Here is a 12,132-nt window from a genome sequence, read left to right on the forward strand (position 1 = left end):
GGCACCCGCAGCGGGGTACCCCCGACGGCCCTCCCCTCCTTGCCAGCCACGAGCCTGCCATGAGCGAGAAGATCCCGACCCACGACGTCACCCCGGATCCGGTGCAGCACCACGCGCCGAACGAGGCGGTCACCCAGCACATGTACGAGAGTCGGCGGCACATCTACGTCCGCGAGATCAAGGGATTCTTCCAGCGCCTGCGCCGCAGCGCCAACTGGGCCCTGATGCTGGGCTTCTTCCTGCTGCCCTGGGTGCCCTGGGGCGACCGCCCGGCGGTGTGGTTCGACCTGCCCGGCCGGGAGTTCCACATCTTCTCGGCGACCTTCTACCCCCAGGAGTTCATGCTGCTCTCGTGGCTGTTGATCATCTGCGCCTTCGGCCTGTTCTTCATCACGGTGTTCGCCGGGCGCGTCTGGTGCGGCTACACCTGCCCGCAGAGCGTCTGGACCTTCCTGTTCATCTGGGTCGAGCATCGCCTGGAGGGCTCGCGCAACCGCCGCATCAAGCTCGACAAGCAGCCCATGACCCGCGACAAGCTGTGGCGCAAGGGCGCCAAGCACGCCGTGTGGCTCTTGATCGCGCTGGCCACGGGCGTGACGTTCGTCGGCTACTTCACGCCGATCCGCAACCTGGTCGTGGAGCTGCCGACCCTCGAGGCCCACGGCTGGTCCTACTTCTGGGTCGGCTTCTTCCTGGTCTTCACCTACCTCAACGCCGGTTGGCTGCGCGAGCAGGTGTGCATCTACATGTGCCCCTACGCCCGCTTCCAGTCGGTGATGTTCGACCGCGACACCCTGATCGTCTCCTACGACAGCGCCCGCGGCGAGCCCCGCGGCCCGCGCAAGAAGACGCTGAGCCACGAGCAGGCGCGCGCCGCCGGCCATGGCGACTGCATCGACTGCGACCTCTGCGTGCAGGTCTGCCCCACCGGAATCGACATCCGCGACGGCCTGCAGTACGAGTGCATCACCTGCGCGGCCTGCATCGACGCCTGCGACAGCGTGATGGACAAGATGGGCTATCCCCGCGGGCTGATCCGCTACACCACCGAGAACGCCCTGGAGGGCAAGCCGACCCATATCCTGCGTCCGCGCCTGATGGGCTATCTGGCCGCACTGCTGGTGATGATCGGCGTCTTCGCCTGGGCGGTGGCCGACCGCACGCCGCTGGGCTTCGACGTCGAGCGCGAGCGCACCCAGCTGTTCCAGATGACCCGCGACGGGCGCATCAGCAACGTCTACACCATCACCGTGCGCAACCTCGACAACCGGCCCCACGACTACCGGCTGTCGGCCTCCGGCCTGCCCGGCCTGACCCTCGACACCCACGAAATCAGCGTACCGGCCAGCGAATCGCGCCAGCTGGTGGTCCAGGCCAGCGTGCCCCCCGAATCCATCGACCGGCCCAGCGCCGAGATCATCCTGCGCGTCGAGGCGACGGATGCCGACATCGCCATCGAACGTGACAGCCGTTTCCTAGGAGAGACCCGCTGATGAGTGCGGAACCGGAAAGCATCCCCCCCTGGTACAAGCAGTTCTGGCCGTGGTTCCTGATCGGCCTGCTGGCCTCGTCGGTGGCCTTCAGCGTCACCTACCTGGTGCTGTCGATCCACTTCTACGACGGCACGGTGGAGCAGGACTACTACAAGGAGGGGCTGGCCATCAACGAGCAGCTGGCCAAGCAGGAGCACGCCCGGGCGCTGGGCCTCGAGGCCGTCATGCGCGCCGACCCGCGCACCGGCGACATCGTCATCGACCTGGCCGGCGAGCGCCAGCCGGCGCGGCTCTATCTCGACCTGATCTTCCCCACCGAGAGCAGCCGCGACCGCTCGCTGGTGCTCGAGCACGTGCGCGACGGGCGCTACGTGACGTCGATCGACCAGACGCTCGAATATCGCTGGTACCTGCACCTGCAGCCGGCCGAGGGCCGCGACGCCGAATGGCGCCTGACCGGCGAGGCGACCTTCCCGACGGAAGGCGAGATCTCGCTCTCCCCCGGCATCTAGATGACCGCGACCGCCACGCCCGCCCCGACCCGCGACGCCGCCGGCTGCTACCACTGCGGCAGCCGGGTGCCCTCCGACGCCCCCTGGTCGATCACCCTGGACGGCGAGCGCCGGCCGCTCTGCTGCCCCGGCTGCGAGGCCGTGGCCCACGCCATCGTCGACGGGGGCCTGGCGAGCTACTACCGCTTTCGCACCGAGCTGCCCGAGCGGCCGGACGATCGCCAGGCGGTGCACGCCGAGACCTGGGCGGTGTTCGACGACCCCGGCCTGCAGGCACGCTTCGTGCACCCCGAGGCCGAGGGCGGCGGGGTGCATGCCACCCTGGCGGTGGACGGCATCACCTGCGCGGCCTGTGCCTGGCTGATCGAGCACCGCCTCAACGCCCTCGACGGCATCGAGGCCAGCGCCGTCAACCTCTCCCACCATCGCCTGCGGGTCAGCTGGGACCCCGCGCGGGTGGCGCTGTCGCGGATCCTCGCCGAGATGGCCGCCATCGGCTACCCGGCCCAGCCCTACGAGCCCGATGCGGCCCAGAGCCGGCTGCAGCACGAAGAGCGCATGAACGTGCGCCGGCTGATCGTCGCTGCGGTGGCGATGATGCAGGTGCTGATGTTCTCGATCCCGATCTACGTGGCGGACCCCGGCGAGATCAGCGCCGACTTCGACGCCCTCTTCCACTGGCTCTCCTTCGCCCTGGCCACCCCGGTGGTGCTCTTCTCGGCCCAGCCCTTCTTCGCCAATGCCCTGCGCGACCTCAGGACCCGAACCCTGGGCATGGACGTGCCGGTGTCCCTGGCCATCGGCGGCGCCTACCTGGCCAGCGGCTACGCGGTGATCATCGGCCACGGCGACGTCTACTTCGATTCGGTGGCGATGTTCACCTTCTTCCTGCTCTTCGGGCGCTACATCGAGGTGCGCGCCCGGCGCCGCAGCGGCCACAGCGGTAACGCCCTCTCCGGCGCCCTGCCGCTCTCGGCGATCCGCCTCACCGAGACGGGCGAGGAGCGCATCCTGCCCTCCAGCGAGCTCGCCGCCGGCGACCGGGTGCTGGTCAAGCCCGGCCACGGCGTGCCGGCCGACGGGATCATCGAGAGTGGCGAGTCGAGCCTCGACGAGTCGATGCTCACCGGCGAGTACCTGCCGGTGACCCGCCGCGTCGGCGACCGCGTCACCGGCGGCAGCCAGAACATCGAGAGCCCGCTGACGGTGCGGGTCACCCACGCCGGGGCCGAGGCCCGGGTCGCCGGCATCGTCGATCTCACCGACCGCGCCTTCGCCAGCCGGCCGCGCATCGCCCAGCTCGCGGCGCGCATGGCGCACCACTTCGTGCTGCAGGTGCTGCTGATTTCCGTCGCCGTGGCCATCGCCTGGTGGTTCATCGACCCCGAGCGCACGCTCTGGGTCACCCTCTCGGTGCTGGTAGTGACCTGCCCCTGCGCCCTGGCGCTGGCCACGCCCACGGCGCTGACCGCCGGCCACGGCCGGCTGCACCGCCGCGGGGTGCTGATCACCCGCGCCGACGCCCTGGAGGCGCTGTCGCAGCTGGATCGGGTGATCTTCGACAAGACCGGCACCCTGACCAGCGGCGAGATGAGCCTGGTGGAGACCCGCCCGCTCGGCGACGCCCTGGACGAGGCGCGCGCCCGCGCCCTGGCGGCCGCCCTCGAGGCCCACTCCGAGCACCCCATCGCCCGCGCCTTCCGCCCGTTCCGCGAGGCCGGCCTCGGCGCCGACGGGGTGCTGAGCCGCCCCGGCCAGGGCCTGGAGGGCCGCATCGAGGGGCGTCACTGGCGGCTCGGCACGCCCGCCTTCGCCGCCCCCGAGGCAACGCCCGAGATGCCCGACGAGGGCCAGTGGCTGCTGCTGACCGAGGAGGGCGCCCCCCGCGCCTGGTTCCGCCTCCACGACCGCCTGCGCGACGATGCCCGGGAGACCGTCGCGGCCCTCGAGGCCCGCGGCCTCGCGGTGGAGCTGCTCTCCGGCGACACCGAGTCGGCGGTGGCGGCCATGGCCCGGCGCCTCGGCATCGCGACCTGGCAGGCGACGGCCTCCCCGGAGGACAAGCTGGCGCGCATCCAGGCGCTGCAGGCCGCCGGCGAGCGGGTGGCCATGGTGGGCGACGGCATCAACGACGTGCCGGTGCTTGCCGGGGCCGACGTGGCCATCGCCATGAACGGCGCCACCGACCTCGCCCGCACCCGCGCCGACGCCGTCTTGCTCGGTCCGCGGCTGGGGCGTATCGTCGAGGCCGTCGCGACCAGCCGCGCCACCCGGCGCATCATCCGCCAGAACCTGGCGTGGTCGCTGATCTACAACGTCTCGGCGCTGCCCCTGGCGGCGATGGGCTTCGTGCCCCCCTGGCTCGCCGCCATCGGCATGTCGGCGAGCTCGTTGGTCGTGGTCGGCAACGCCCTGCGCCTGACCCGCGCCGGACCCGAGCGGCCGGCCGGCGCCGACTCCTCCAGGCTGGTGAACGCATGAACATCCTCTACCTGCTGATCCCCCTCTCGCTGATCCTGCTGGGACTGGCGGTCTGGGCCTTCTTCTGGGCCGTTCGCCACGACCAGTTCGAGGACCTCGAGGGGCCCGCCTACCGCATCCTCTTCGACGAGGACGAGAACGACCGTCCGCGCCAGCCGCGCGACTCCTCCAGCGCCGATCCCGATGCCGGCGCGCCCCGCGACGAGGACCGCCGCGACGACGGCCGCCGCGACTGATGGATCCCACCGGCCTCGACCTTCCTCCGCTGGCGGCGGCCTTCGTCTTCGGCCTGCTCGGCGGCGCCCACTGCATCGGCATGTGCGGCGGCATCATGAGCGCCCTGACCTTCGCCGTGCCGCCCAGCATGCGCAGTCCCGCCCGCCTCTCGGGGCTGCTGCTCGGCTACAACCTGGGCCGCATCGCCAGCTACATGATGGCCGGCGCCCTGGCGGCGAGCCTCGGCACCCTGATCGCCCTGAGCCCCCAGGCGCGCCTGGGGCTCCAGGCGCTGGCCGCGGTGATGCTGATCCTGATGGCGCTCTACATCGCCAACTGGTGGAAGGGGCTGCTCAAGGTCGAAGCGGTCGGCAGGCGGCTGTGGCGCCATCTCGAGCCCGTGGGGCGGCGGCTGATGCCGGTGGTCCGGGTGCCCCAGGCGTTCGCCCTGGGCGCGGTCTGGGGCTGGCTGCCGTGCGGGCTGGTCTACTCGATGCTCGCCTGGAGCCTGGCGATCGCCGATCCCCTGCGCGGCGCGGCGCTGATGGGCGCCTTCGGCCTCGGCACCCTGCCGGCCCTGCTGGCCACCGGCCTCGCCGCGCGCCAGCTCGGCACCCTGATCCGCCACCCGGCGACCCGCACGCTGGCCGCACTTTCGATCATCGCCTTCGCCCTCTGGCAGCTGTGGACGCTGCTGCCCGGCGCGTCGATGCACTGAGCGCCCCGCCGATCGCGGCTTCGCTTGACGCAGCTCAACGCGCTCCGACGGGCGCCTCGCTAGCATGGAGGCATGTTTCCCTCCGGAGGGCCGACCATGCCCGCTCGCGCGTTTACCGCATCCGGTAGCGACGTTCCCTTCGCGGCGGCCTCGCCGGCTCCCGCCTATGCCTTCTATCCCACGCCCCAGGCGATGGGCGACGGCATCGGCGCCGAGGCGTACCGCCGGGCACTCGAGGAGAGCAACGCCGCGGCGCGCCCGCTGTCGCTCTACGTGCACCTGCCCTTCTGCCAGCAGGCCTGCTTTCACTGCACCCGCCGGCCGGTGACCACCTCGGACACCCGGCTGGCCGAGGCGTACCTCAGCCGCCTCGATCGCGAGATGGTGCTGGTCAGCCGACACCTGGACCCGGGGCGGGAGGTCCGCGCCCTGCAGTGGGGCGGCGGCACACCGACCTTCCTGACCCTGGACCAGATGGGCGACCTGATCGACCGGCTGGACGCCCGCTTCCGGCTCGCCGCCGATCGCGACCGGGAGTACCTCATCGAGGTCGATCCCCGCGAGGCCGACGTCCTCACCCTGCGCCACCTCGAGGCGCTGGGCTTCAACCGGCTGAGCCTGGAGGTGCTCGACCTGGACCCCGAGGTCCAGCGGGCGATCAACCGCGAGCAGGGCCGCGGCCTGACCGAGCAGCTGCTCGACGAGGCGGACCGGCTGGGCTTCGCCTCCGTGAACCTGAACCTGATCCTCGGCCTGCCCCGCCAGACCCTCGAGGGCGTCGTCGCCACCCTCGAGCAGGTCATCGCCATGGCCCCGTCGCGGCTGTCGCTGTTCCACTACCGCCACCAGCCCGAGCGCTTCCCCCGGCAGCGCCAGATCCGCCCGGCGGACCTGCCCGCCCCCGAGGAGGCCCGGGCGATGCTGCAGGCGGCCATCGAGATGCTCGCCGCCGCGGGCTACGTGCATCTCGGCCACGACCGCTTCGTGCGGGGCAACGACCGCCTGGCCGGGGCCCTCGAGGGCAGACGCCAGCGCCACGACCTGGTCGGCCTGGGCGTCATGGCGGTCTCGCGCCTGGAGACGCTGCACGTGCGCAACCCGCTTAGGCTCGAGGCGTACGAGGCGGCCCTGGACCGGGGCGAGCTGCCCACCGCCGTCGGCCATCGGCTGAGCCTGGACGACCGGCTGCGCTGCGCCGCCATCGAGCAGCTGATGTGCGACCTCCAGCTCGACCTGGCGGCCCTCGGCGAGGCCTTCGGCCTCGACGCCGAGGCCCATCTCGCCGAGCCGCTGGCGCGCCTCGCCCGGGCCGAGCCGCAGGGACTGGTCGTGCGCCAGGGCCCGCGCTGGCGCGTGACTCCCACCGGGCGCCTGGTCATCCATCAGCTGGCGGCGACCTTCGACGCCTATCCCGCCGAGCCCTGACCGACGCACCCTGAACGCCAAGGTCAGCGGCGCGGCGTGACGCGGTGCTTTGCCGGTGGGCGACTATCCCCCATAATGAGCACTGAGCCACCATCCATGGAGGAGAGCATGCCCGACCCCGCAACCGGCAGGCGCCGCGCCCTGCTGAACGAGACACGCTGCCAGACCTGCAGCCTGAGCTCGCTCTGCCTGCCGCTGGCGCTCGAAGTGCAGGACATGGATCAGTTCGATGCCATCATCCGCCGCCGGCCGCCGTTGAAGAAGGGCGAGGCGCTGTTCCGCCAGGGCACCCCCTTCACCAGCGTCTTCGCGGTGCGCTCGGGGAGCCTCAAGCAGGTGACCACCGAGGGCAGCGGCGAGGACCAGCTGACCAACTTCTACCTGCCCAGCGAGCTGGTGGGCCTCGACGGCATCGACGAGGAGCGCTACCCCGGCACGGTGGTGGCGCTGGAGACCACCACGGTCTGCGAGATCCCCTTCGATCGCCTCGACACCCTCTCCGAGTCGCTGCCGGAGCTGCGCGGCCAGCTCTACCGCAGCATGAGCAAGGAGATGCGCGACGACCGCCGCATGATGCGCCTGCTGTCGCGCAAGACCGCCGACCAGCGCCTGGCGACCTTCTTCGCCAGCCTCTCCGACCGCTTCCGGCGGCGCGGCTACTCGCCCTACAGCTTCCGGCTCTCCATGTCCCGGGCCGACATCGGCAACTATCTGGGGCTCGCGGTGGAGACCGTCAGCCGCATCCTGAGCCGCTTCCAGGGCCAGGGGCTGGTGGCCGTCTCCGGCCGCGAGGTGAACATCCTCGATCTGGAGGCGCTGCTGGAGGTGGCCGAGCAGGAGGGCTGCCGCTGAGAGGGCGCCCGCCCACCCCGAGACGCAAAAACCCCGGCTGACCGCCTCGGTCGCCGGGGTTTTTTCATGGAGGTCTGACCGGCCCTCTCGCCCTGCCATCGCGTCTTGCTCTGGCGCCTGACCGACGCTCCCTGCCGCCTAGGGCTCGTTGTGCAGTGCGATGCGGTCGGCGTTGAGCCGCGCCTGCTTCTCCTCGAGGCCGGCGAAGTCGAAGAGCTCCCGGTCGGCCAGCTGCGAGGGCGCCACGTTGGTGACCGCCTTGAACATGCTCTCGAGCCGTCCCGGGTGCTTGACCTCCCACTCGGCCAGCATCTCCTTGACCACCTGGCGCTGCAGGTTCGGCTGGGAGCCGCAGAGGTTGCAGGGGATGATCGGGAAGTCCATCCGGCGGGCGAACTCGGCGATGTCGGCCTCCCGGCAGTAGGCCAGCGGCCGGATGACCATGTTCTTGCCGTCGTCGGAGAGCAGCTTGGGCGGCATCGCCTTGAGGCTGCCGCCGAAGAACATGTTGAGGAACAGCGTCTCGAGGATGTCCTCGCGGTGGTGCCCGAGGGCCACCTTGGTCGCCCCGATCTCCTCGGCGAAGCCGTACAGCGAGCCGCGCCGCAGCCGCGAGCAGAGCGCGCAGGTGGTCTTGCCCTCGGGGGTCTTCTCCTTGACCACCGAGTAGGTGTCGCGCTCGAGGATGTGGTACTCGACGTCGAGCTGTTCCAGGTACTCGGGAAGCACGTGCTCGGGAAAGCCGGGCTGCTTCTGGTCGAGGTTGACCGCCACCAGGGAGAAGTTCACCGGCGCGTTGCGCTGCAGGCTGCGCAGGATCTCCAGCAGGGTGTAGCTGTCCTTGCCCCCCGAGAGGCAGACCATCACCCGGTCCCCCTCGTGGATCATCCCGTAGTCGATGATGGCGTTGCCCACCTGGCGACGCAGCCGCTTCTGCAGCTTGTTGAACGCGCGCTTCTCCGCGGCGTCGGTCTCGTCGGAAGGGGTCGCGGGGTCGGCGACGGGCCGCGGGGCGGTGTCGCGGGGATCGAACATCAGGGCGTCTGGCATGGTTTCGGCGCTGCCTGGGCGGCTGGGAAATGGCGGGCGCTATCCTACCATCCTCGCCGCCGACAGGCGACGCGCGCCCGCGCGCGGCGCGGGATCAGCAGAAGCGTTCGACCCCGAGCGCGTCACGGGTCAGGCGCAGGTGGATCAGCGCCGCGGTCACGGCATCGCCCAGCGCCGTGTGTCGTCCCATCACTGGCACCCCCAGGCGCTCGGCCACCTCCTCGAAGCGCGGCCGGGTGGCGAGTTCGGGGTGCTGACGGCGCAGCCGGCGATAGTAGGCCTGGGCCACGTCGATGCTGGCGTTGGGCAGGTCGAAGCCGAAGCGCGGCCGCAGGTAGCGGTTGAGCAGCGTCAGGTCGTCATCCAGGCGCCAGCCGATCAGCGGGCGGTTGCCGACGAAGTCCAGGAACTGCGCCAGGGCCTCGTCGATGCCGGCCCCGTCGGCCAGGTCGATGCCGCGCAGGCCGTGCAGGCGGATGGAGTCGCCGCAGAGGCTGGCGGGACGCGCCAGCCGCAGGTCGAGGGAGTCGCTGGTCAGCACCCTATCGCCGCGCAGGCGCACCGCCGCCAGCGACAACAGCTCGGCGCGACGCGGGTCGGGGCCGGTGGTCACGCAGTCGATGGCGACCAGCTCCTCGCCGGTATAGGGCGTGAAGAGCCAGCCGTGATCGCCGTGTGCCTGACGGCGTCGATCGGCGGCGCGGCGCAGGGCCCTGAGCATCGTTGGAACCTCCGGGTGTCGTGGTGAACGGAAGCGAGCGGGTCGCGGGTCAGGAGTACTCGAGGTGGAAACGGTGGGACAGGCGCTGCTTGAACTCCTTGACGATATGCAGGGCCTCGCGCAGCAGGTCCCGCTCCAGGGAGGAGAGCTCCTGCACCACCACCCGGTCGGGCGCCTCGCCCTTGCCCTCTGGGTCGTCGAGGCGCGCGAGCTGCTGGCGAAGCCTCAGCTCGGTGAACAGCGACAGGGCCTCGCCCAGGTCCTCGGCGAAGCGCTCCTCCAGGCGGCCGTCGGCGACCAGCGCCTCGAGCCGTTCCAGCGTCGAGGTGGCCGTGATGCGCCGCTCGAGCGCCAGGGTGCGCACCCCGTGGACGATGGGGAAGATGCCGCCCTTCTTGATGTCGACCCCGTGCTGGGGCTTCTTCAACGACCCGAACAGGGTCAGCGGCGTGGAGAAGCGCAGCGCCGTGCGGGCGAAGTAGGAAAGCAGGATCTCGTCGCGGCTGCAGCGCTCGAAGAGCTCCTCGCGCAGCCGCGAGAGCAGCGCGGCGTTGCCGGCCACCGCGTGGGCGTCGAGCAGGATGGCCAGGCGCATGAGGCTCTCGCCGTCGCGCTTCGCCGCCCACTGGGCGATGCGCCCGCGCCACTGGCTCTCGGTGCCCACCCACTCGGGGTTGGAGACCATGATGTCGCCGGGACAGGGCGGGTAGCCCAGCTCGATCAGCGTCTCGGTGAGGCGCTGCATCTGCGCCGCGCAGTCGGGCCAGTCGAGGTCGTCGGCGAGTATCAGGCCGTTGTCCTGGTCGGTCTTCAGGATCTGCTCGCCGCGCCCCTCGCTGCCCATCACCATCAGGCAGCTCTGGTCGTGATACTTCTCGTCGATCAGAAAGCCCCAGGCCTTGTTCATGATGCGCCCGTTGAGCGCGGCCAGTAGTCCCATGGCGAAGCGCAGCTTGACGCCCTGGGCCATCAGCGCCTTGACCAGTTCCGGGGTGCGGCGGCTGGCGGCGGCCAGCGACTCCAGGCTGTTGGCCTGCTCCACCTGCAGGCTCACCACGTAGCTGCGGCTGGAGAAGTAGCTGAGCACGTCGGTCAGCTCGACCACCCCGCAGGGCCGCTCGCCCTCCATGACCACGACCCGCTCGACCTTGCAGCGGGTCATCTGGACCAGCACCTCGAACAGGTACTGCTGGGGCGTCGCCGTGATCAGCGCGTAGTGCGCCACGTCCTTCACCGGGCTCTGCTGGGTCAGGCCCTCGAGGACCAGGGCGTTGAGCAGGTCGGTCTTGGTGACCATGCCTGGCCCCTGCTCGCCCTCGACCAGCAGGCTGTCGGCGTGGCTGTCGTTCAGGGTATGCACCGCCTCGGCCATGCTGGTGGTGGCCGCCACCAGCAGCGGCGGCCGCATGCACTCGCTGACACGGGCCAGCATGAAGCCCGCCATGGTCACGCCGCCCTCGGCGCGGCGCTCGGTGAGCAGGCGCGTCTTCTGGGCCAGGCGCTGGCGGAAGAACTCGGCGAAGGCCGGATAGGCCGTGCAGAGCTGCTTGAAAACCCCCTTGGGCAGCAGGTAGCAGAGGCTCTCCTGCTCGGCCCGGAAGCGATAGCGGCTCTTGCCGTTGAGGATGCTGATGGCGCCGAACAGGTCGCCGGCCGTGTAGTGGCCGATATGCGACTGGGCGCCGGGCAGGGTCGGGTCCAGCTCGGCGACCTCGCCCTTGTGGATCAGGAACAGGTACTCCCCGGCCTGGCCGGCATCGAGGATGGTCTCTTCGCGGTCGTAATAGGCCAGGTCGATGCTGCGACGAACCCGCTCGCGGCCCTCATCGTCGAGGAAGGTGAAGGGGGGATGGGAGAGTTCTACATCGACCATGGGGCTGTCCTCGTTGCGCGGCGTTCACCACCCCGCTGACCTCGGCGCACTCGGCGTCCAGCAAGCCTTCAAGATAGCAAAGTCGGTGCGGCATAAAGACCTAGACAATCGTCCTAACCTGGTCGCCTTCGACCATGGTCAAACACCGGGCTCCACCGCCCCTCGATCCGCTGCCATTGTCGGGCTATACCATCGTCCTATGCGCCCCTCGAAGTACCCAGCACTAGCTGCTAAATAAAGCCGCAACCCCTTGATTAAAAGCGACTTGCCAAAATGACCCTGGAACGATGCGGCTTCATGATACGAAAGTCTGGGATTTATTTTAGGCATTTGCTGCCCAGTATTGTGCATGAGCCATACAGGGCATTCCCGCGTCGAGCCTTCACGACGACCGGCCGCGGGCGACCCGATGACAGCCGGCTCAGACGCCGCCATCGAGGCTGTTCCGTCGGCACGACTGTCCTGATGAGTGATGCAAACGCTCCGGGCAACTTTCCAATCTCAACAACAAGTGGAGAGCAACACTATGGCAGACGATAAGTCTAATGCCGCTGCTTACTGGAAGGCGAACGTACGCCTCATCACGGGGTGCCTGATCGTCTGGGCCTTCGTGTCGTACGGCTGCGCCATCCTGTTTCGCCCGCTGCTGGCTGGCATTCCAGTAGGAGGAACGGACCTGGGCTTCTGGTTCGCCCAGCAGGGATCGATCCTGACCTTCATCGGCATCATCTTCTTCTACGCCTGGAAGATGAACCGTCTCGACAAACAGTTCGGACTCGGGGAGTAAGCCA

The 12,132-nt window shown here is 70.0% G+C and carries 11 protein-coding genes; 8 read left to right on the forward strand and 3 right to left on the reverse strand.

The features are described from left to right. The first annotated feature begins 59 nt into the window (after nucleotides 1–59). From ccoG to fnr, 7 genes are all read left to right on the forward strand, one after another. Nucleotides 60–1,493 (forward strand): cytochrome c oxidase accessory protein CcoG, encoded by a 1,434-nt coding sequence (gene ccoG / locus C9F13_RS04975; RefSeq protein ID WP_108445079.1) that lies wholly within the window; start codon nucleotides 60–62, stop codon nucleotides 1,491–1,493. Continuing rightward, complete coding sequence (locus C9F13_RS04980) at nucleotides 1,493–2,005, forward strand: FixH family protein (RefSeq protein ID WP_108445080.1); 513 nt, start codon at nucleotides 1,493–1,495, stop codon at nucleotides 2,003–2,005. The genes ccoG and C9F13_RS04980 overlap by 1 nt, the downstream gene beginning before the upstream one ends. Then, nucleotides 2,006–4,486, forward strand: a complete 2,481-nt coding sequence (locus C9F13_RS04985; RefSeq protein ID WP_108445081.1) for a heavy metal translocating P-type ATPase — start codon at nucleotides 2,006–2,008, stop codon at nucleotides 4,484–4,486. Continuing rightward, nucleotides 4,483–4,722, forward strand: a complete 240-nt coding sequence (gene ccoS, locus C9F13_RS17570) for a cbb3-type cytochrome oxidase assembly protein CcoS (RefSeq protein ID WP_170121124.1) — start codon at nucleotides 4,483–4,485, stop codon at nucleotides 4,720–4,722. Before C9F13_RS04985 ends, ccoS begins: the two co-directional genes overlap by 4 nt. Next, nucleotides 4,722–5,420 (forward strand): sulfite exporter TauE/SafE family protein, encoded by a 699-nt coding sequence (locus C9F13_RS04995; RefSeq protein WP_108445082.1) that lies wholly within the window; start codon nucleotides 4,722–4,724, stop codon nucleotides 5,418–5,420. Before ccoS ends, C9F13_RS04995 begins: the two co-directional genes overlap by 1 nt. A gap of 96 nt (nucleotides 5,421–5,516) precedes the next feature. Further along, nucleotides 5,517–6,845, forward strand: a complete 1,329-nt coding sequence (gene hemN, locus C9F13_RS05000) for an oxygen-independent coproporphyrinogen III oxidase (protein ID WP_108445083.1) — start codon at nucleotides 5,517–5,519, stop codon at nucleotides 6,843–6,845. Between the two features lie 108 nt (nucleotides 6,846–6,953). Further along, nucleotides 6,954–7,697, forward strand: a complete 744-nt coding sequence (gene fnr / locus C9F13_RS05005; protein WP_108445355.1) for a fumarate/nitrate reduction transcriptional regulator Fnr — start codon at nucleotides 6,954–6,956, stop codon at nucleotides 7,695–7,697. Nucleotides 7,698–7,835: 138 nt separating this feature from the next. Here the strand turns inward: fnr and ttcA are convergent, their stop codons facing one another. The 3 genes from ttcA to C9F13_RS05020 form a co-directional block, all read right to left on the reverse strand. Then, the gene (ttcA, locus tag C9F13_RS05010; protein ID WP_108445084.1) at nucleotides 7,836–8,747 is read right to left on the reverse strand and encodes a tRNA 2-thiocytidine(32) synthetase TtcA; all 912 of its coding nucleotides are present in this window, start codon (nucleotides 8,745–8,747) and stop codon (nucleotides 7,836–7,838) included. 94 nt (nucleotides 8,748–8,841) lie between these two features. Beyond that, nucleotides 8,842–9,468 (reverse strand): 3'-5' exonuclease, encoded by a 627-nt coding sequence (locus C9F13_RS05015; RefSeq protein WP_108445085.1) that lies wholly within the window; start codon nucleotides 9,466–9,468, stop codon nucleotides 8,842–8,844. Nucleotides 9,469–9,517: 49 nt separating this feature from the next. Further along, the gene (locus C9F13_RS05020) at nucleotides 9,518–11,341 is read right to left on the reverse strand and encodes a putative nucleotidyltransferase substrate binding domain-containing protein (protein ID WP_108445086.1); all 1,824 of its coding nucleotides are present in this window, start codon (nucleotides 11,339–11,341) and stop codon (nucleotides 9,518–9,520) included. A 526-nt stretch (nucleotides 11,342–11,867) separates the two neighbouring features. Here C9F13_RS05020 and C9F13_RS05025 point away from each other — a divergent pair. Beyond that, a complete protein-coding gene (locus C9F13_RS05025) occupies nucleotides 11,868–12,128 on the forward strand; it encodes a DUF4212 domain-containing protein (protein ID WP_108445087.1) in 261 nt (86 codons plus the stop codon). The last annotated feature ends 4 nt before the right edge of the window (nucleotides 12,129–12,132 follow it).

Origin of the sequence: Halomonas denitrificans (assembly GCF_003056305.1) — a bacterium.
GTDB classification, from domain to species: domain Bacteria; phylum Pseudomonadota; class Gammaproteobacteria; order Pseudomonadales; family Halomonadaceae; genus Halomonas; species Halomonas denitrificans.

Bases quoted from the DNA above. Each gene is read 5' to 3' on its own strand.
- hemN (WP_108445083.1), top strand. From the start codon at position 5,517: ATGCCCGCTCGCGCGTTTACCGCATCCGGTAGCGACGTTCCCTTCGCG.
- C9F13_RS04980 (WP_108445080.1), top strand. From the start codon at position 1,493: ATGAGTGCGGAACCGGAAAGCATCCCCCCCTGGTACAAGCAGTTCTGG.
- ccoS (WP_170121124.1), top strand. From the start codon at position 4,483: ATGAACATCCTCTACCTGCTGATCCCCCTCTCGCTGATCCTGCTGGGA.
- C9F13_RS05015 (WP_108445085.1), bottom strand. From the start codon at position 9,468: ATGCTCAGGGCCCTGCGCCGCGCCGCCGATCGACGCCGTCAGGCACAC.
- C9F13_RS04995 (WP_108445082.1), top strand. From the start codon at position 4,722: ATGGATCCCACCGGCCTCGACCTTCCTCCGCTGGCGGCGGCCTTCGTC.
- fnr (WP_108445355.1), top strand. From the start codon at position 6,954: ATGCCCGACCCCGCAACCGGCAGGCGCCGCGCCCTGCTGAACGAGACA.
- C9F13_RS05020 (WP_108445086.1), bottom strand. From the start codon at position 11,341: ATGGTCGATGTAGAACTCTCCCATCCCCCCTTCACCTTCCTCGACGAT.
- ccoG (WP_108445079.1), top strand. From the start codon at position 60: ATGAGCGAGAAGATCCCGACCCACGACGTCACCCCGGATCCGGTGCAG.
- ttcA (WP_108445084.1), bottom strand. From the start codon at position 8,747: ATGCCAGACGCCCTGATGTTCGATCCCCGCGACACCGCCCCGCGGCCC.
- C9F13_RS04985 (WP_108445081.1), top strand. From the start codon at position 2,006: ATGACCGCGACCGCCACGCCCGCCCCGACCCGCGACGCCGCCGGCTGC.
- C9F13_RS05025 (WP_108445087.1), top strand. From the start codon at position 11,868: ATGGCAGACGATAAGTCTAATGCCGCTGCTTACTGGAAGGCGAACGTA.